General features: G+C 68.3%; 20 protein-coding genes and 1 pseudogene. 15 read left to right on the top strand and 6 right to left on the bottom strand.

Annotation, left to right across the window (positions count from 1 at the left end; all coding sequences use genetic code 11):
* Positions 1–2: 2 nt before the first annotated feature.
* Entirely contained in the window at positions 3–128 is a 126-nt protein-coding gene (locus tag ACIUM1_RS13375; protein WP_003874194.1) for a hypothetical protein, read from the bottom strand.
* 158 nt (positions 129–286) lie between these two features.
* Between ACIUM1_RS13375 and ACIUM1_RS13370 the strand changes: the two genes are divergently transcribed.
* The 4 genes from ACIUM1_RS13370 to ACIUM1_RS13355 all read left to right on the top strand — a co-directional run bounded on the left by ACIUM1_RS13370 (position 287) and on the right by ACIUM1_RS13355 (position 4,359).
* A complete protein-coding gene (locus ACIUM1_RS13370; protein WP_406813171.1) occupies positions 287–922 on the top strand; it encodes a TetR/AcrR family transcriptional regulator in 636 nt (211 codons plus the stop codon).
* Positions 923–1,138: 216 nt separating this feature from the next.
* On the top strand, positions 1,139–2,239 hold the full coding sequence (locus tag ACIUM1_RS13365) for a diacylglycerol kinase (RefSeq protein ID WP_406813170.1): 1,101 nt from the start codon (positions 1,139–1,141) through the stop codon (positions 2,237–2,239).
* A 17-nt stretch (positions 2,240–2,256) separates the two neighbouring features.
* Positions 2,257–2,997, top strand: a complete 741-nt coding sequence (locus ACIUM1_RS13360) for a glucose 1-dehydrogenase (RefSeq protein WP_406813169.1) — start codon at positions 2,257–2,259, stop codon at positions 2,995–2,997.
* 21 nt (positions 2,998–3,018) lie between these two features.
* Positions 3,019–4,359, top strand: coding sequence for an FAD-binding oxidoreductase (locus ACIUM1_RS13355; protein WP_406813168.1), 1,341 nt, complete (start codon positions 3,019–3,021; stop codon positions 4,357–4,359).
* Here the strand turns inward: ACIUM1_RS13355 and ACIUM1_RS13350 are convergent.
* The 3 genes from ACIUM1_RS13350 to ACIUM1_RS13340 are packed head-to-tail and all read right to left on the bottom strand — an operon-like array spanning position 4,356 to position 6,621.
* Positions 4,356–4,901, bottom strand: a complete 546-nt coding sequence (locus ACIUM1_RS13350) for a TetR/AcrR family transcriptional regulator (RefSeq protein ID WP_406813167.1) — start codon at positions 4,899–4,901, stop codon at positions 4,356–4,358. The genes ACIUM1_RS13355 and ACIUM1_RS13350 overlap by 4 nt on opposite strands.
* A 52-nt stretch (positions 4,902–4,953) precedes the next feature.
* Complete coding sequence (locus tag ACIUM1_RS13345; RefSeq protein WP_406813166.1) at positions 4,954–5,787, bottom strand: thioesterase family protein; 834 nt, start codon at positions 5,785–5,787, stop codon at positions 4,954–4,956.
* Between the two features lie 15 nt (positions 5,788–5,802).
* On the bottom strand, positions 5,803–6,621 hold the full coding sequence (locus tag ACIUM1_RS13340) for an SMP-30/gluconolactonase/LRE family protein (RefSeq protein WP_406813165.1): 819 nt from the start codon (positions 6,619–6,621) through the stop codon (positions 5,803–5,805).
* Between the two features lie 232 nt (positions 6,622–6,853).
* Here ACIUM1_RS13340 and ACIUM1_RS13335 point away from each other — a divergent pair, with 232 nt between their 5' ends.
* From ACIUM1_RS13335 to ACIUM1_RS13325, 3 genes and pseudogenes are all read left to right on the top strand, one after another.
* Positions 6,854–7,744, top strand: coding sequence for an acyl-CoA thioesterase (locus ACIUM1_RS13335; protein ID WP_406813164.1), 891 nt, complete (start codon positions 6,854–6,856; stop codon positions 7,742–7,744).
* Positions 7,745–7,749: 5 nt separating this feature from the next.
* Positions 7,750–8,670 carry an LLM class F420-dependent oxidoreductase gene (locus ACIUM1_RS13330; RefSeq protein WP_406813163.1) on the top strand — a complete coding sequence of 307 codons (921 nt, stop codon included), beginning with the start codon at positions 7,750–7,752 and terminating at the stop codon, positions 8,668–8,670.
* Positions 8,671–8,688: 18 nt separating this feature from the next.
* Positions 8,689–9,869, top strand: a pseudogene (locus ACIUM1_RS13325) (acyl-CoA dehydrogenase family protein).
* On the opposite strand, the gene ACIUM1_RS13320 reads toward ACIUM1_RS13325, so the two are convergent.
* Entirely contained in the window at positions 9,853–10,539 is a 687-nt protein-coding gene (locus ACIUM1_RS13320; protein WP_406813162.1) for a DUF427 domain-containing protein, read from the bottom strand. The pseudogene ACIUM1_RS13325 and the gene ACIUM1_RS13320 sit on opposite strands and share 17 nt — an antisense overlap.
* A gap of 97 nt (positions 10,540–10,636) precedes the next feature.
* On the opposite strand from ACIUM1_RS13320, the gene ACIUM1_RS13315 reads away from it, so the two are divergent.
* The 8 genes from ACIUM1_RS13315 (at position 10,637) to ACIUM1_RS13280 (ending at position 17,987) form a co-directional block, all read left to right on the top strand.
* Complete coding sequence (locus ACIUM1_RS13315; protein ID WP_406813161.1) at positions 10,637–11,815, top strand: CoA transferase; 1,179 nt, start codon at positions 10,637–10,639, stop codon at positions 11,813–11,815.
* Positions 11,816–11,965: 150 nt separating this feature from the next.
* Positions 11,966–12,529, top strand: coding sequence for a hypothetical protein (locus ACIUM1_RS13310; RefSeq protein WP_406813160.1), 564 nt, complete (start codon positions 11,966–11,968; stop codon positions 12,527–12,529).
* A gap of 3 nt (positions 12,530–12,532) precedes the next feature.
* Positions 12,533–13,237: an NIPSNAP family protein gene (locus ACIUM1_RS13305; RefSeq protein WP_406813159.1), complete on the top strand. Its 705-nt coding sequence runs from the start codon at positions 12,533–12,535 to the stop codon at positions 13,235–13,237.
* 62 nt (positions 13,238–13,299) lie between these two features.
* Positions 13,300–14,475, top strand: a complete 1,176-nt coding sequence (locus ACIUM1_RS13300) for a cytochrome P450 (protein ID WP_406817669.1) — start codon at positions 13,300–13,302, stop codon at positions 14,473–14,475.
* Between the two features lies 1 nt (position 14,476).
* Entirely contained in the window at positions 14,477–15,445 is a 969-nt protein-coding gene (locus ACIUM1_RS13295; protein WP_406813158.1) for a zinc-binding dehydrogenase, read from the top strand.
* Positions 15,446–15,452: 7 nt separating this feature from the next.
* Positions 15,453–16,211, top strand: a complete 759-nt coding sequence (locus ACIUM1_RS13290) for an HpcH/HpaI aldolase family protein (RefSeq protein ID WP_406813157.1) — start codon at positions 15,453–15,455, stop codon at positions 16,209–16,211.
* A gap of 74 nt (positions 16,212–16,285) precedes the next feature.
* On the top strand, positions 16,286–17,014 hold the full coding sequence (locus ACIUM1_RS13285) for an SDR family NAD(P)-dependent oxidoreductase (RefSeq protein WP_406813156.1): 729 nt from the start codon (positions 16,286–16,288) through the stop codon (positions 17,012–17,014).
* A gap of 34 nt (positions 17,015–17,048) precedes the next feature.
* Complete coding sequence (locus ACIUM1_RS13280) at positions 17,049–17,987, top strand: alpha/beta hydrolase (RefSeq protein ID WP_406813155.1); 939 nt, start codon at positions 17,049–17,051, stop codon at positions 17,985–17,987.
* On the opposite strand, the gene ACIUM1_RS13275 is transcribed toward ACIUM1_RS13280, so the two are convergent.
* On the bottom strand, positions 17,984–19,096 hold the full coding sequence (locus ACIUM1_RS13275) for an alcohol dehydrogenase catalytic domain-containing protein (RefSeq protein ID WP_406813154.1): 1,113 nt from the start codon (positions 19,094–19,096) through the stop codon (positions 17,984–17,986). The two genes, ACIUM1_RS13280 and ACIUM1_RS13275, sit on opposite strands and share 4 nt — an antisense overlap.
* Positions 19,097–19,109 lie beyond the last annotated feature (13 nt).

Below are 19,109 nucleotides of genomic sequence, written 5' to 3'. Positions count from 1 at the left end.
GTTTAGACGGGCGGGTACGCCGGCGGCGGGTATCCGTTTCCGTCGGTGACCCCGCGCAGGCCCCAGGTCAGGTACCGCATGAAGAACTCGATCTCGTCGCTTCCGTCGTAATCCGGACTCGGATCCATCGGCCCCACCTCTCGACTCATCTCGTTCGATGAGGAGTCTAGTCGCATACGCCTGCACGTGACACCCGGCGTTTTGCATAAACTGTCCAACCAGTTGATTGATAGCTATTCTGGCCGCACCGGCCCTGGCCTGGCCATACCGACGATAGTGAGAACAGATGCCCACCGACAGCGTCACCCCGAATGGGCTGACCCGGCGCGAAGAGCTGCTGAAGGTCGCGACGAAGCTGTTTGCTGCGCGCGGCTATCACGGGACCCGGATGGACGACGTGGCCGACGTGATCGGGCTGAACAAGGCGACCGTCTATCACTACTACGCCAGCAAGTCGCTGATCCTGTTCGACATCTACCGTCAGGCCGCCGAGGGCACCCTGGCCGCCGTGCACGACGACCCGTCCTGGACGGCGCGGGAGGCGCTCTACCAGTACACGGTCCGCCTGCTCACCGGCATCGCCAGCGATCCGGAACGGGCCGCGGTGTACTTCCAGGAGCAGCCGTACATCACCGAATGGTTCACCAGCGAGCAGGTCGCCGAGGTCCGTGAGAAGGAAGCCCAGGTCTACCACCACGTGCACGGCCTGATCGACCGCGGGATCGCCAACGGCGAGTTCTACCCGTGCGACTCACACGTGCTGGCGCTGGGCTACATCGGCATGACGCTGGGCAGCTACCGCTGGCTGCGGCCCAGCGGCCGGCGCTCGGCCAAGGAGATCGCCGCCGAGTTCAGCACCGCGCTGCTGCGCGGACTGATCCGCGACGAAGCCATCCGTACGACCTCCCCGCTGGGGCCTTAACCGCGCAGGTGCTTCTCGAGGACCCGACGTGGCCGCACCTCGCTGTCGACGAAGTCGCGGTAAGCCGTTGCCGCTCGCGAGCGTAAGCACACGGCGAGATTGCGGTCGATTTTTCGCACTGTGCTTACGCTCGCGAGCGATCGCGCTCGGGGACGCCGGAAGTTATGGACTAGTGTCTAGAAAAGTTGTCCAGGGTTTTCAGGGACGGAGACTGTCATGGCGATCCGTGTCGCGCACGTCGGTACCGGGAATGTCGGAGGGTTGGCCCTCGCCGAACTCATCACCAACCCGCAGTTCGAACTGACCGGGGTGTGCGTTTCCACGCCCGAGAAACTGGGCAAGGACGCCGGCGAACTGTGCGGCGTCGGCCTGGACACCGCTGTTGTCACGGGCGTCAGGGCCGTCAACGACCTGGACGCGATCATCGCCGCCAAGCCCGACTGCGTCGTCTACTGCGCGATGGGCGACACCCGGTTGCCCGAGGCGATGGCCGACGTGATGCGCATCCTGGCCGCCGGCATCAACGTCGTCGGCTCCTCACCGGGGCTGCTGCAATACCCTTGGGGTGTCATGCCCGACAAGTACATCGCCCGCGTGGAAGACGCTGCCCGGCAAGGCAATTCGAGCATTTTCATCAGCGGCGTCGACCCTGGGTTCGCCAACGACCTGATCCCGTTCGCGCTCGCCGGCACCTGTCAGCGCATCGAGCAGGTGCGCTGCATGGAGATCCACGACTACGCGTCGTACAACGGGACCGAGGTGATGGACTACATGGGATTTGCCAAGCCCATGGACGAGATCCCGATGCTGCTGCAGCCGGGCATTCTCAGCATCGCGTGGGGCACCGCGATCCGTCAGCTGGCGGCCGGCCTCGGCATCGAGGTCGACGAGATCACCGAGTCCTACCAGCGCGAGCCCGCACCCGAGGATTTCGACATCGCGGTCGGCCGCGTGGCCAAGGGCACCGTGGCCGTGCTGCAGTTCGAGATTCGCGGCATGGTCAAGGGCCATCCGGCCATCGTCATCGAACACGTTACCCGCTTGCGGCCGGACCTGCGTCCCGACCTGCCCCAGCCCGCCTCCGGCGACGGGTCGTACCGCGTCGAGATCACCGGCGAGCCGTCGTACGCGGTCGACATCATCCCGAGCAGCCGCAAGGGCGACCACAACCACGCGGCGATCGCCGGTGCCGCGGGCCGCGTCGTCAACGCCATCCCCGCGGTGATCGCGGCGCCGCCGGGCATCCGGACCACCCTCGATTTGCCGCTGGTAACGGGCAAAGGCCTTTACGCACCAAGCACTTTGGTGACCACCTAAATCGAAAGGAGACCAACATGGGTCGGGTAGACGGCAAGGTAGCGCTGATCAGTGGTGGCGCCGGCGGTATGGGCGCCGAAGACGCGCGGCTGCTGGTCGAGGAGGGCGCCAAGGTCGTGATCGGTGACATCCTGGACGACCAGGGCAAGGCGCTGGCCGACGAGATCGGCGACTCGGCGCGCTACGTGCACCTCGACGTCACCCAGCCCGATCAGTGGGACGCCGCCGTCGCCACCGCAATCGGTGAATTCGGCAAGCTCAACGTGCTGGTCAACAACGCAGGTACCGTCGCGCTCGGTTCGCTGAAGAATTTCGATCTGGCCAAGTGGCAGAGGGTGATTGACGTCAACCTGACCGGGACCTTCCTGGGCATGCGGGTCGCGGTCGAGCCGATGATCGCGGCCGGGGGCGGCTCGATCATCAACGTGTCGTCCATCGAGGGGCTGCGCGGCGCGCCCATGGTGCACCCCTACGTCGCGTCCAAGTGGGGCGTTCGTGGGCTGGCGAAGTCGGCGGCATTGGAGCTGGCGCCGCACAACATTCGGGTGAACTCGGTGCACCCGGGGTTCATCCGCACCCCGATGACCGCCCACCTGCCCGAGGACATGGTGACGATCCCGCTCGGGCGTCCGGGCGAGGTTCGGGAAGTCGCGACGTTCGTACTTTTCCTGGCCAGCGACGAGTCGTCCTACTCCACCGGCAGCGAGTTCGTGATGGACGGCGGCCTGGTCACCGACGTGAATCACAAGGAGTTCTAGGGCGGTGCTATAACCGCGAGCATGCTGCGCAGCCTGGCGAGCCTGGTCGGATCGAACCACGTCGTCACCGACCCCGACGTGCTGGCGGCGCGCAGCGTCGACCACACCGGCCGGTACCGGGGCAGGGCGAGCGCGCTGGTGCGGCCGGGCACGGCCGAGCAGGTCGCCCAGGTGCTGCGGGTGTGCCGGGACGCCGGGGCGCATGTGACGGTGCAGGGCGGCCGGACCTCACTGGTGGCCGGCACCGTTCCCGAGCACGACGACGTGTTGTTGTCCACCGAACGACTGCACGCCGTCGGTGAGGTCGACACCATGGAGCGGCGCATCGAGGCCGGCGCCGGAGCCACCCTGGCCGCGGTCCAACGGGCCGCCGGCGCGGCCGGTTTGGTGTTCGGCGTGGATCTGGCGGCCCGCGACACCGCGACCGTCGGGGGGATGGCGTCGACGAACGCGGGCGGCCTGCGCACGGTCCGCTACGGCAACATGGGCGAACAGGTGCTCGGCGTGCAGGTGGCCCTGCCCGACGGCACGCTGCTGCACCGGCACAGCCGGGTTCGCCGGGATAACACCGGCTATGACCTGCCGGCGCTGTTCGTGGGCGCTGAGGGCACTCTGGGCGTCATCACCGAGCTGGAGCTGCGGTTGCACGCCACCCCGGAGCACCGGGTGACGGCGATCTGCGGGTTCGCCGACCTCGACGCGCTGGTGGCCGCCGGGCGCACCTTCCGCGACGTGGACGGCATCGCCGCCCTGGAGTTGATCGACGGCCGCGCCGCCGCGCTGACCGAGGAGCACCGCGGCGTCGGCTCCCCGGTCGCCGGCGACTGGCTGCTGCTGATCGAATTGGCCGCCGATCATGACCAGACCGAGCGGCTCGCCGAATTGCTCGACGATGTGCCGATGCGTGCCGATCCCGCGGTCGGCGTGGATCTTGTTGCGCAGCAACGGTTGTGGCAGGTGCGCGAATCGCTGGCCGAGGTGCTCGGCGTGTACGGGCCCCCGCTGAAGTTCGATGTCTCGCTGCCGCTCTCGGCGATCAGTGAATTCGAAACTCACGCGGTCGATTTGGTGCACACCCATGCCCCCGACGCGCTGCCGGTGCTGTTCGGCCACATCGGTGAGGGCAACCTGCACCTGAATGTGTTGCGCTGCCCGGCCGACCGGGAGCGGGCGCTGTATGAGCCGATGATGGAGCTCATCGCGCGATCCGGCGGCAACGTCAGCTCCGAGCACGGCGTCGGTAGCCGCAAACGCCCCTACCTCGCCATGTCACGCGATGCCGCCGACATCGCCGCGATGCGCACGATCAAGGCCGCGCTGGACCCGAGCGGATTTCTGAATGCGGCGGTGCTGTTCGACTAGCTGCCCTTGATGCCCACCGCGTGCCGCAGCTGCGCCAGGAACTGATCGGCGTCATCGCTGCGCACGATGTAGTGCGAGATCGCGATCCGGATCACCGTCGCCGCCTTCACCGCCGCGTTGGGACCGGGCATATGCCGCTGTAGGCCCTCGCGCATCTGCGGGATGACCCAGGAGAACTGCGCGATGGTGTGCTCGGGCTCGACGTCGACCATGCGCACACCGGAGTACGAATGCTGGTATTCGACGATGAACCGCAGCACGGCGTCGAGCTTGTCCACGCCCTTCAGGCCCGCGGTGGCCTTCACCAATCCACTTTCGAAGATCTGGCGCTCGTAGGCCGAAAACGCCGACAGCAGCTCCTCTTTGGAGGCGAACCAGCGATACAGCGTCGGGCGGGAGACCCCCGCCTGGGTGGCGACGTCGGACAGGCTGAGCTTGGTCTTGCCGTTGCGGCCGAGCACCTCGGCGGTGGCCGCCAGGATGCGCTGACGCGTCGAGGTGTCGGTTTCGGCGAACGTCGTCGCACGGGCCGGCTGGCTCATGATTCAAACTTTTCGAAGTAGCGCGCAGGTGTCATGGTCATTCGCTCCCACGTTAGGCCCGAGGCGGGCGCCGGCGCACCAGCACCGACTGCTGGATGGCGCCGACGGCGCCCTGCTCGTCGAACAACGTGCCGATGGTCGTCCCGATACCGTCCGGCCCGTAGCTGGTCTCCGCCCGAATTCCGATCCAGTCGCCGTCGGGCACACGAAACACGTGCACGGCCAGATCGGTGTTGAGGAACGTCCACTTGGTGATGTCCAGCTTGCTGCCGATGCCGTTGGCGCAGTCGGCCACCGCGAACAGCCGTTCCAGCTGCGTCATCGATTCGCCGTTGACCAGGTCGACGGTCGGACTGATCCAGGACTCGCCGGGGCCGTGGCTCAGCGGCTCGGTCAGCCACAGCCATTCGAGGCTGTGCACGTAATTGCGGTCCCAGTCCCGCGCCTTGAGGTTGCGGTTGAAGGCCTCGGTCCTCGGTCGGGGCAGGGCAGCGGCGGCGTGCGCCAAAGACCGTGTGTCCTGGTGCTGCAACCGCCACCCGGTGGCGCGTGCCACCGGCCGCGGTGTGCCGTCGGGCCCGGGGGCCAGCATCTCGGCGCCGAGCAGTTCGATCTGCTTGCCGGGGCGTTGCACCTCCGCGTGCACCCACAGGTCGCCGTCGGCCGGCACCCCGCCCAACAGGTCGATGACGACCCGGGACAGGCGGGTGTCGTCGCGCTGCTCGCACCGCTCAAGCGCCCGCACCAGCAGCGCCGACACCGGACCCCCGTGCTGGATGGCCGCCGACCAGGTGCCGCGCGCCAGATCGGTCGCCCGGAACTTCTCGCCCAGCGCGGCGTCGTCATCGCCGGCCGACTCGATCAGCTCGTAGTAGGCGTCGGTCATCGTCAACCTCTCGGGTCAGGGCAGGCCGGCGCCGGGAGTGGTCACCGTGACGGCATCCAGCCGGGAAAGCCGGGTGCCGACCAGGCGCTGAGGATAAGCCTCCGTGCTCGACAACAGAAACAGGGTCCGTCGCTGCGGCCCGCCGAGTGCGCAGGCGATGGCGACCCGGTTGCCCATGTCGATGCGGTCGGTGACGGTGCCGCCCGCCACGATCCGCTCGAACTGATGGGCCAGCGTCATCGACGCCCACACCCCGCCCTCGGCGTCCAGCGCGATGCCGTCGGGCGGACCGTCCAGGCCGTCGGCGAAAACCCGGCGGTCGGACAGTGCGCCGTCGTCGGCGATGGAAAACGCGGTCAGCCGCCGGCCCGTCGATTCGGCGACGATCAGCGTCCTGCGATCCGGGGTGATCGCCATGCCGTTGGGGAAGTCGAGATCTTCGGCCACCACGGCGGCACCGTCGTCGGGGTCCAGACGAAGGATGGCCCCGCCGTGCAACGCCTGGCAGCCGATGTAGGCGCGGCCCGCGTCGTCGATGACCATGTCGCCGAGGCTGGCCGGCGCCAGGTCGGCGAGATCGGCGATGGGGACCACGGTTTCGCCGTCATAGCGCAGCACCTGCCGGTGCTCGGTCGAGGCGATCAGCAGCGACCCGTCGGGCCGGAAGCCCAAACCCGACGGTGAGTGACCGGGCACCGGCAGCGTGGTCAGCGAACCACTCATGGTCGCGGTGTGGACGGCCTCGCCCAGCATGTCGGAGAACCACAGCAGGCCCTCGAACCAGCGCGGGCCCTCACCGAAGCAGAATCCGTTGGCCAGCGGCTCGGGAATCATCCGTGCCCGCTGTCGGCAAATCGGCCCGCTTTACAAAACACCGAAAAAGTGTCATGCACCGCGGGTACCGGTGTCAATCCGCCGAGCGGGCGGGCTCGCGCGCCAAGGCCCGCTGGTAGGTGTCGACCTCGGCCGGATTGCGCTGGCGCGCCGTCTTGTTAGCCGAGCTTTACAAATCTTACTGAGAGTGTCACGCTGAGCGCTGAGCCGCGAGCGCGAGAGGTGGAGTGGGTTGACGAAGGCGCCTGAGGATTCCGCGCAAACCGAATGGACTGTACAGGGCCTGCTGGACTTGTTCGACGTCCGGGAGGATGGGGACGACCGGTTCACCGGTGAGACCGGCATCGCGGTGGGCGACGAACGCCAGGTGGTGGAGGGCACCCAGGTGCTCGCGCAGGCGATTGTCGCGGTGGCCAAGCGATTTCCCGACAAGTCGGTGCGCTCGGCGCACGCGGTCTTCTCCCGCGCCATCACGGTCGGCCCGCCCATCGAACTGGTTCTCGACGTCGTGGCCGAAGGCCGCTCCACCGCCACCGCGGTGGTCGCCGTGCATCAGAATGGCCGGCGCTGCCTGAGCATCACCGCGCTGGCCGACGTCCCGACCGACGACGTCATCCGCCACCACCTGCCGCTCCCCGATGTCGCCGGCCCGGCGGACGCCAACCACTCGCCGATGCCGATGGTGGGCCGCGAGCTGCGCCTGGTCGACGTCGTCGAAGTCAACAGCCCCGACGAGGTCGGCCCGCCGGAGCTCTACGCGTGGCTGCACTACGACCCGATCCCCACCCGCGACGAGCTGGCCAAGGCGCTGCTCGCGTACTTCACCGGGCATCTGGGCATTTCCACCACGATGCGCGCGCATGAGGGCATCGGTACCGCACAGGCGCACCTGACCGTGTCCACCGCGCCAATAAGCATCTCGGTCGCGTTCCACGAACCGGTGGACTGGACCGGGTGGCTGCTCTACACGCACGAGAGCACCCAGGTCGGCGCGGGCATGTCGTACGTGCGCGGCACCGTGCACGCGCAAGAAGGTGAGCTGCTGGCCTCGTTCGCCCAGGAGGCGCTGATCCGCCCGCTGCGCACCAGCGACACGGCGATCGACTCACGCGCGCGGTTCTAACGACCATGCGGTTCACCATCACCCACCCGATGCACAGCCATCCGTACAACCCGGAGCTGGTCAGTGGGGACGGTATCGGCAAAGTGGCCTCGGCTGCCGAGACGGCCGGGATTCACGGTTTCGGCTTCACCGATCACCCGGCGCCCTCGCAGCGGTGGCTTCAGGCGGGCGGACACGATGCGTTGGATCCGTTCGTCGCATTGGGTTTCGCGGCGGCGACGACGTCCACGCTGCGGCTGATCCCCAACATCGTGGTGCTCCCGTACCGAAACCCGTTCGTGGTGGCCAAGTCCGGCGCCACCCTGGACCTGCTGTCGGGTGGGCGATTCACGCTCGCGGTCGGCGTGGGCTACCTCAAGCGCGAGTTCGCGGCCCTGGGGGTGAGCTATGACGAGCGTGCCGAGCTGTTTGAGGAATCTTTGCAGGTGATTCGGGCCATCTGGACTGGCGACGATATCTCGTTCGAGGGCAAGCACTTCAGCGCGCGCGGCATCACCGCCCATCCCCGGCCGGTCAGCGATCCGCATCCGCCGATTTGGATCGGGGGAAACACGTCGTCCTCGCGGCAGCGGGTGGCCCAGTACGGTGACGGGTGGTGCCCATTTCCCGCGCCGCCCCAGTTGGCCCAGACGGCCGGCACCGCCGCCATCGACTCCGTGCAGAAGTTGGCCGATGGCATCGATGACCTGCGACGCAGATGCGATGCGGCGCAACGGGATTGGTCGACGATCGACATCACATTCACCAACTTCGAGGGCGGCGGCCCCGCCGACGACGACTTCAACGCCGACGCCTACCTGGAGGGCCTGGACGAGCTGGCGAAGCTGGGCGTGACCTGGGTCAGCATCGGACTGCCCGGCGACAGCATGACGCACGCGCTGGAGACGCTCGACCGGTTCCGCACCCTGGTCGTCGACGCGGCGTAGCTGGATCACGGACGTCAAATGGACTTCTCCCGTGTGGTGCTCTCACCCGAGGATCAGGACTTCTTCGACCGGACCCGGGCGTTCATTGCCGAACACGTCACCGATGACGTGCGGCGGCGTGATCGAGAGACAGGCGAAAACTTCAGTGAGCCAGTGCATTTAGCGCTGGGCAAAGCGGGTTACCTGGCGTCGGATTACAAACTGGAAGCCGAAGGGGGATTCAATCCGGTGCGCCGGCGAATCTTCCACCTCGAGATCGGTCGTGCCCACACCCCGTGGTTCCACTGGGGCACCACGGCGGTCGTCGCGCGGTTGGTGAAGCAATTCGGGGCACCCGAACTCGCCGACGCGATCCTGCCGGGCGTGCTGTCCGGCGAGATCCGGCTCTGCCTGGGCTACACCGAGCCCGAAGGCGGGTCCGACGTCGCCACCTGCAAGACCCGGGCCGTGCGGGAGGCGGACGGATCGAGCTGGGTCATCAACGGCTCCAAGATGTTCACCTCGAACGCGCAGAACGCCCAGTACGTCTTCCTGCTCACCAACACCGATCCGCAGGGACGCAAACACAAGAACCTCACCATGTTCCTGGTGCCGCTGGATTCGGAGGGTATCGAGATCCAGGGCATCCGCACGCTGGACGGCGACCGCACCAACATCGTGTACTACAGCGACGTACGGGTCGATGACCTCTACCGGATCGGTGAGGTCAACGGCGGCTGGACGGTGATGCGGTTCGCCCTCGATGCCGAACACGGCATCACCGACCCGCAAGCCATGGCCTGCAGAACATTTCGATGCTGTCAGAGCACGGCCACCTGATGGCCGAGGCGGCCGACGGCGTCGCGGCGGTGCTGTCGACACCCGATGCGGCCGGCCGGCGCCCGATCGACGACGACGCGATCAGATACCGGCTCGGGCGCAGCATGGCCCGCATCGAGGCGGCCATGTCGACGCCCGGGATGTACGGTCGGGTGGCGCTCATTCAGACCATGCGTGAAGTCTCCCAGGAACTGATGGACCTGCTCGGGACGGCATCGGCACTGCCCGCCGATGCAACGGGGTCCGCCGACGACGGCGGGATCGAGTTCATCTTCCGGCACGCCGTGCCCGCCGGCATCTACGGCGGCACCATGGAGGTGTTCCGCAACATGATCGCCCAGCACGAGCTGGGGCTCGGGCGTCCTAGCTACGGCCGCTGACCGGCAGCTCGGCCGTCATCTCGACGCAGGTGTCGTCGAAACTGAGGAAACCTCGGATGGGCAGGCTTTCCGGCGGCGGGCCAAGATAGCTCCACGCGACGTCCTCGACGTACTGGTCGCCCCCGACGTACGACCAGTACGTCGCAAAGCCCTTGTAATTGCAGTAGCTCTGCGTTTCGGAGCGCCGCAGCAGGTCGGTGCGCACGTGTGCCGGATCAACGTAAAGCCGTGGGGCCAGCGATGTCTCGAACAGAATCATGGTGTCGTCGGTGTCCACCAGGGTGGTGCCGCCGACACGGACGCGCAGGCGGCGGCGCGTCGGACGGCAGTCGACGCGGTGATAGGGGTTGGGTGGGTAGTGCACCAGCGTGCGCCCCTCTTCCAGCCAGGTGTCGACCGCTTCCCAGGGCACCTGGACGAAACCCGGCGCCTCGGGTTCCGGCTGGCTGGGCAGGTCGCCGACGTCGGCGGCCGCGAAGGCGTAGCTCAACGGCCGGCCACGCCGGTGCACCAGCAGCGCCCGCTCGGTGTCGATCACCACCCGCCCGTCCTTGATGGCCTGCACCCGCCGGGGATGCGGCTCGACGTAGACGACGTCGTCGGGTATCGCGGGCGAGAAGCGCCCGGCCGGATCGTTGCTGAGCGGACCACGCCCGGCCACCAGAGTCATGCGTGCAAGCCTATAAGCCGACGAGCGTGTGCCCTATGGACCGCATTGGGGCAGTTCCGGTGCATCGGGCCCACACTCGGCCGCTTAGGGTGAATCCATGGCGGGACCGGTAGCAGGCGTCAAGGTCGTCGAACTCGGGGTCTGGGTGGCCGGGCCGGCCGCCGGCGGCATCCTGGCGGATTGGGGCGCCGACGTGATCAAGATCGAACCGCCGACCGGTGATCCGGGGCGCATGTTCGGCCGCATGCTGGGCTGCGATCTGGGCCTGAACCCGCCGTTCGAGATGGATAACCGGTCCAAGCGCAGCGTCGTACTGGACCTCGGCACCGAGGCGGGCCGCGCAACCGCCTTCGAATTACTTTCCGACGCAGATGTTTTCCTGACGAATGTGCGACCCGGCGCGTTGCAACGTCTTGGCCTCGACTTCGATTCGGTGGCGGCCGAAAACCCCCGTTTGGTCTATGGGCTCATCACCGGCTACGGCGAAAGCGGGCCGGACGCCGACCGCGCCGCGTTCGATGTGGCCGCGTTCTGGTCCCGGGCCGGGGTGGCCCACCTGCTCACCCGGCCCGGCGACACGCCACCGTTTCAGCGCGGCGGCATGGGCGACCACTCCGCCGGGATGACGCTGGCGGCCGCCGTATGCGCGGCACTGCTGGCGCGGGAACGCACCGGGGCGGGTCAACTGGTGACCACCTCGCTCTACCGGCAGGGCGCCTACACGGTGAGCTTCGACCTCAACACCTATCTGATGAGTGGGCAGCCGATCGCGATCGGCCAGCGCGAAACGATGGGCAACCCGTGCATGAACAACTACGCCGCCTCCGACGGGCGCCGGTTCTGGATTGTCGGCCTGGAGCCCGAGCGGCATTGGCCGGCGTTGTGCCGCGCGGTGAGCCGGCCCGAGTGGCGCGACGATCCCCGGTTCGCCGACGCCCGCGCCCGGGCGGCCAACTCGGCAGCGCTGATCGCCGCGCTGGATGACATCTTCGCGACGCGCCCGCTCGACGAGTGGGCGGAGGTTTTCGCCGGCGAACCGGACTTCTTCTGGTCACCGATCAACACCCTTGAGGACGTCGTCGCCGACGAGCAGTTCCACGCCGCGGGTGGAATTGTGTATGTGCCCGACGGCGCTGACGAACAAGCCGCCGTGCCGATGGTGGCCACACCGGCGGATTTTCATGGGACGCCGTGGGCACCGCGTTCTGCGGCACCGCAACTCGGGCAGCACACCGAGGAGGTCCTGGCCGACCTCGAGGCACGCCGAGGTTCTTGACGGGCCGCCAGGAGCTTTACAAAATTCGCCGGAAGTGTCACGCTGTCCGGTGAGTCGCATCGCCCGGGGCGTGATGCGGCTGCAGTCCCTGAGAAAGCCCATGACAAGCGCTTGAGACCCGCCAGCGAACTGGTGGTGAGGATTGGATCGATGGCCGCTCCCACATTCGACGTCAGCAAGAGCAGCGCTGCGAAAGCAACTCGCGCAAACGGCGAGGGCCTGCGTTACCGCCTCGACGTCGTCGCGGCCAGCGCCGTCGATGTCGTCCAGTCGGCCGGCGGCTGGCTCTACGACCGGGCCATGGCCGGTTGGGAAGTGACCGTGCTGCTGCCGCGGGCCTGCGACACCCGGTCGCTGCGGATCCTGGGAGTGCGGGCATCCGACCTCGAATCGGAGGTCGCCGGGTTGGGCGCGGGCCCGACGAGCCTGGCCGTCAGCGCCGAGGCGTTCACCGCCGACACGCGGGTGCGTGACGCGGTGCTCGAGTCGCTGGACAGCCGGTTGATCGAGGTCGCCCTGTGGGGTGAGGGATGGCCGCTGGGCGTGAATCGTGCGACGACCCGCGCCCAGCATCTGCTCAGCGGTGCGGCCCGCATGTTCAAGGGCTATGCCCTTGCGGCGGCGGGGATTCCGGGCGCCACGGTCGATGCCACCGAGACGCTGCTGTGCGACGTCGGCTCGGGGGCCGACTCAGAGCTGATCCGGCTCGACTAGACCATGAAGAAATACTTCGGACACACCCTGCTCTACCTGCACGAGACGATCTCGCTGGGATCCGGCCGAAGCGAGGGGTTCACCGAGATCTTCGCCGACACCTATCAACCGATGATGGAGCAACTCGGTGCCCGGCTGTTCGCGATCTGGGAATCTACGCCGTACAACGGTCACTGGCCGCAGGTGACGGTCATCTGGGAGATCGACGGCTTCGCCGATTACGCCAGGATCGGCGCCGCACAGGCCCGCGGCGGCAGCCACGAGGCGGCGTGCGGCAAATGGTCGGCGTTCCTGGCTGACGCTGGCGCCTCGGGGGAGGGGCGCATCATGTACCCCGGGCCCAGCAACAAGACGCTCACCCAGCTGCGGGAGGCCAATTTCACTGCGCCGCTGGTGATTCAAGAGATCATGCAAACCAAGCCGGGACGCCAGGACGACTACATCCGCGAACTGGAGCGGCTCTACGTTCCGTGGTCGGAACGTACCGGTAAGCGCTGGCTCGGTTCGTTCACCACCACCTTCCGCTACAACGAGGTCATCCACTACTGGGCACTGGACGGCGGCTGGGACTGCTTCGCCGAGCACTATCCGTCTTGGAAAGAGAGCCCACCGGCCGAGATCGTCACGTGGATGAGCGTGGCTCCCGCGTTGCGGGACGGCTGGGAGGATTCCATCCTGCAGGCCCTGCCGCCATCGCCCCTGCAGTGACGAAGCGACGCAACCAGTTGAACGCCGACGACTTTCACTACGATCCCTTCGACGCGGCGGTGATGACCAACCCGTTGCCGTACTACCGCGTCCTGCGTGACCATCATCCGGTGTACTACATGCCGCAGTGGGACACGTTCGCGCTGTCGCGCTTCCAGGACATCTGGACGGTGCTGGAAGTCAACAACGGCACGTTCGTCGCCTCGGAAGGAACGCTGCCGGCGGCATCGGTGCTGGCGCAGCACAACAGCGGGCCGGTGGACGACCCGCCGCTGCACCCGCTGCCGTTTCACGCCGTGTTCGACGCCGACCTGTACGGCGAGATCCGGCGCACCCACTCCCGGCCGTTTCGGCCGCGGTCGGTCACCGACCTGGAGGGCCGGATCCGCACGCTGGCCAACGAACGCCTCGACGCGCTGCTGCCGGGCGGTTCGTTCGACCTGACCCAGGACTACGGCGGCATCGTGGTGACCGCCATCGTCTGCGAATTGCTCGGCATCCCAACCGATCTCGCTCCTCAGGTGCTTGCCACGGTCAACGCCGGCAGCCTCGCCCAGCCCGGCGTCGGCGTGGATACCGGGCAGGCGCGGCCCAACTATTTCGAATATCTGCTGCCCGCGGTGGCGCGCCGCCGCGCCGATCAGTCCGGCGAGCCGCTCGACGTGGTCGACGGTCTGCTGGGCTATCGGCTACCGGACGGCAGCGCACTCGATGACATGGAAGTCGCGACCCAGATGCTGTGCATCTTCATCGGGGGAACCGAGACGGTGCCCAAAATCGTCGCCCACGGCCTGTGGGAACTCAGCCGGCGGCCCGACCAGCTGGCCGCCGTGCGCGCCGACCTGGACAACAACGTGCTCGTCGCCCGCGACGAGATGATCCGCTTCTGCGCGCCGGCGCAGTGGTTCGCGCGAACGGTGCGCAAGCCCTTCGAGATCCACGGCCATACCCTGAATCCGGGCCAGCGCGTCATCACCCTGCTCGCATCGGCCAACCGCGACGAGCGCGAATACCCCGAGCCCGACGAATTCATCTGGAATCGGCCGATCCGTCGCTCGCTGGCGTTCGGCCGTGGCCAACACTTCTGCATCGGATACCATCTGGCGCGGCTGGAAGTGGCTGTGCTGCTGGCCGAATGGCTTCGCCGGGTGCCCGACTACACGATTCAGACCGAGGCCGCCACCCGGCTGCCGTCCAGCTTCCAATGGGGCTGGAACAACATTCCGGTGGAGGTCTGACGTGTGGTCCTATCGGATCATCGCCCCATATCTGTTCGAGCGCACCACGATCGACGACAAGACACCCGAGTGCCTGGCCGACGGGCAGGTGCTGCTGCGGTTCCTGGCCGCCGGTGTCTGCGGCAGCGATCTGCCGGCCTTTCGCGGTGCCAAAGGCCGGATCCCGGGTGATGACGGCCGAAGCGGCCCGGAGAAAGACGGCTTTCCCATCCACGAGGTCGCCGGTGAGGTGATCGCCAGCCGGCATACCGCACACCGTCCCGGAGATCACGTCGTCGGCTGGGCGTCCGGGTTCGACGGAATGATGGAACGCATCGTCAGCGACGGTGACGGGCTGGCACCCTACGATCCGGCGCTGACCCCCGCCCAGGCGGTCGGGCTGCAACCGCTGGCCTGTGTTCTCTATGCCTGCGAGCAACTCGGCGACCTGGCCGGCCGGCACGTCGCGATCATCGGTCAGGGATCGATCGGCCTGCTGTTCTCGTACGTCGCCAAGGCGGCCGGCGCGCGACGCGTCACCGGAGTCGACCCGATCGATCGTCACGATCTGGCCAGGGCTTTCGGGGTCGACGACGCGGTGCGCGCCACCAGCGACCGCTGGGTCAGCCGACTTGGGCCCGCCGACCGCGCCGACGTCGTCATCGAGGCCGTCGGCCACCAGGTCGCCACCCTGAACCACGCCATCGACGCCGCCGCCCCGGGCGGCACCGTGTTCTATTTCGGTGTCGCCGACGACGAGATGTATCCGATCAGCATGCGGGCGATGCTGCGCAACAACCTGACACTGAAATCCGGTGTGACGCTGGACCGGCGGCGAATGCTGGAGCTGGCCGGCAAGTTCGCCGCCGAGCACCCCTGGCTGCTGGGCACCTACCTCACCCACACGTTCGGACCCGACGCGGTGCAGGACGCCTTCGACCTGGCCTGCCGGCCGGTCGCCGACCGGGTCAAGATCGCGATCGCCGGATGAGCCGACCATGACGGACGCTTCGCCGAGCAACCTGCAGCTGGCGCTGAGCCGCAAAGCCCCGATATTCGGCGGCTGGATCACCGGGCCGACGGCGCTGGGCCCCGAGGAATTCGCCCGCGCCGGTTACGATTACGTCGGCTTCGATGCCCAGCACGGCTATCTCGACGACGCCGACATCGCCGGCATCTTGCGCCACATCGAGCACGTGCCCGTCGGCACCGTGGTGCGGCTGCCCAACGCCGACGCGGCACCGATCGGGCGGGTGCTCGACGCCGGTGCCGACGCCGTCATCATCGCGATGATCGAGTCGGCGGCCCAGGCCGCCGCGGCGGTGGCCGCCACCCGCTACCCGCCCCGCGGTGTGCGCAGCTTCGGTCCGCTGCGCGCCAGCCTGGGCCACGACCCCACCGCCCACGAGTCGCGGGTCAGCGTCTTCGCGATGATCGAGACCGCGGCGGCGCTGTCCGGCATCCACGAGATCTGCGCCGTCGACGGCCTGACCGGAATCTACGTCGGCCCAGCCGATCTGGCCATCTCGCTGGGCGCCGGTGTGATCGGCGCCACCCGGCATCCCGACGTGCTCGACGCGATCGTGCGCGTTCATCGGGCGGCCTCGGACGCGGGGCTGGTCACCGGCATTCACGCCGGCGACGGCAAAACGGGCAAGGCCATGGCGCAGCTGGGATTCGGCATGATCACGCTGGCCGCCGAGTCGCAAGCGCTGCGGCGGGGAGCCACCGAACACCTGCGCGAGGCGACCCGATGACGGGTGACGACCACGCAAGGCCGCGGCCTGCTGGCCGGCTACGCCCTGGGCGACAGCCCCGAAGAGAGTCCAGCATGAACCAACGCGTCGCACTGGTGACCGGCGCCGCCGGCGGACAAGGCCGGGCCATCGCCAAACGATTGCGGGACAACGGCTTTGCGGTTGCCGCGTGCGACCGGCGAACCGACGAACTCGTCACCGCCGTCGGTGACGCGGGCGACGACGGCATGATCGCCCTCGAGCTCGACGTCACCTCGCCCGAGCAGTGGGACATTGTGGTCGCCGAGGTCGTCGGGCGCTTCGGATCGCTGAGCACCCTGGTCAACTGCGCGGGCATGCTGCACCGCGCGTCACTGACCGAAGAGACCGCCGAGGGCTTCGAAACCGCCTGGCGGGTCAACTGCCTGGGCCCGTTTCTCGGGATGCGCGCGGCGTTACCAGTGTTGCGCGCGGCGCCCAAGGCGTCGATCGTCAACATCTGCAGCACCGGAGCGATCCGGCCCTTCCCGCAGCACAGCGCCTACGGGTCATCGAAGTGGGCGCTGCGCGGCCTCACCCAGACCGCCGCGGCCGAACTCGCACCCTGCGGCATCCGGGTCAACGCCGTCTTCCCCGGACCGATCGCCACATCGATGCTCGACGAGCTCACCCAGACACGGCTCGCCGAGGCGTCGATGTTCGGGCGGATCGGCGAGGCTCGTGAGGTCGCCGACGCGGTGGCCTTCCTGGTGTCCGACGAGGCGTCATTCATCACCGGGTCCGAACTCATCATCGATGGTGGGCAATGCCTGCAGATCCGATGAGCGTCGGCATCATCGACACCGACCGGGGGACCCGATGACAGAACTCGACGGCGCCGATCGCCTCGATCCGGCGCTGCGTGACGTCGCGACGACTCGCACCGAATTCTCCGTGCCCGCAATCCAACTCATCCGCGGACCGTTCAACGAGCGGCGCCGGCTGACCGCCGAGCAGACCGATGCGCACGGGGTCCGGATCGTCGAGGGCAGCGTGCCGACGCCGGCCGGCGGCATCCGGGTGCGCATCTATCGCGGCGGGCCCGCGGACCGGGCGCCGGTCGTGGTGTACTGCCACGCCGGTGGTTTCGCGCTGGGCAACCTGGACACCGATCACCGCCAATGCGTGGAGCTTTCGCGGCGCGCCCGCTGCACGGTGGTCTCGGTCGATTACCGGCTCGCCCCCGAGCACCCCTTCCCGGCCGCCCTCGAGGACGCCGGCGCCACCCTGCAGTGGGTGGCCGCGAACGCGGCGCGACTCAACGTGGATCCGGATCGCCTGGCCGTCGCGGGCAGCAGCGCGGGTGCCGCGCTGGCCGCCTGCCTGGCGCAGCGGGCCGCCGGCGGGGACCTGCCGCCGGTGACGTTCCAGTTGCTGCACCAACCGGTGCTCGACGATCGGGTCACCCCGTCGAAGGCGCAGTTCCGCACCAGTCCGGCGTTCGACGGCGAGGCCGCCGATTTGATGTGGCGTCACTACCTTGGGCCGGCCGGCGCATCGGAATCCGCGGTGCCCGCCCGGCGCGCCGAATTCACCGGGCTGCCACCGGCTTTGATCACCTGCGCCGAGATCGACCCGTTCCGCGACGAGGCGATCGACTACGCGCTGCTGCTGCTACGCGCCGGCGTATCGGCCGAACTGCACGTCTTCGCGCGTACCTGCCACGGCTTCGATTCGCTGCTGCCCGATTGGGTGGGCTCCCAACGTTTGTTCGCGCTGCAGGGCAGCGCTTTGTCCGGCGCCTGGCTCGGCGACTAGTGGTCGAATCTGATCAGCTGTCGCACCGCGGTGCCGTCGGCCAGGTTGTCCATCGCCTCGTTGATGTCCTCCAACCGAATCGTCGACGACACCAGCGATTCCACCGGCAGTCGGCCCGACTGCCATAGCTCGACGAACCGGGGGATGTCCCGGCTGGGCACGGCGGAGCCCAGATAACTGCCGATCAGCGACCGGCCCTCGGCCACGAAACCCAACGGCGACACGCTGATTCGCGCGGCCGGCGGCGGCAGCCCCACCGTGATGGTGCGCCCGCCCGGCGCGGTCAGGTCGATCGAGGTCTCCAGCGCGGCGGGATGACCGACGGCCTCGACCACTACCGCGGCCTTCACCTTGGCGTCGGCGGCCTGCTGCGGCGTGTAGGCGTCGTGGGCGCCCAGGCGACGGGCGGCGGCCAACTTCTCCGGCAGCTGATCGACGGCGACGACGCGCACGCCGTCATAGGTGAGCGCGGTGAGCAGCGCCGCCATCCCGACACCACCCAATCCCACCACGGCGACCGTCTGGCCCGGGCGCGGATTGCCGACGTTGAGGACAGCGCCACCGCCGGTCAAAACGGCGCAGCCCAGCAGCGCGGCGACGTCGGGTGGCACGTCGGCGGGCACCGCGACCGCGCTGGCCCGATTGACGACGGCGTGCGTCGCGAAACCCGAGACCCCGAGGTGGTGGTACACCGGGTGGCCGGCCCGGCTGAGCCGAATGTCACCGCCGAGCAACGTACCGGCGCCGTTCGCCGCGCTGCCCGGTTCACACGGCGTCAGGCCCTCGGTTGCGCACGCCGCGCAGTGACCGCAGCGCGGCAAGAAGACGAGCACCACCCGCTGGCCCACGGCCAGGTCGTCGACGCCTTCGCCGACCCGCTCGACGATCCCGGCGGCCTCGTGGCCGAGCAGCATCGGCACCGGCCGTACCCGGTTGCCGTCGACCACCGACAGGTCGGAATGGCAGATGCCGGCCGCCTCGACGCGGACCAGCACTTCGTCGCGGCCCGGGGGCGCGAGGTCGAGTTCGGTGATGGTGATCGGCCGCGACCGCGCATAGGGCCGAGCCGACCCGATGTGCTCCAGCACCGCGCCCCGAATTCCAGACATGTTGGAATACAAC

The organism is Mycobacterium sp. M23085 (assembly GCF_045343915.1).
Taxonomy (GTDB): Bacteria; Actinomycetota; Actinomycetes; order Mycobacteriales; family Mycobacteriaceae; genus Mycobacterium.
This window is presented reverse-complemented; position numbering and strand designations above follow the sequence as displayed.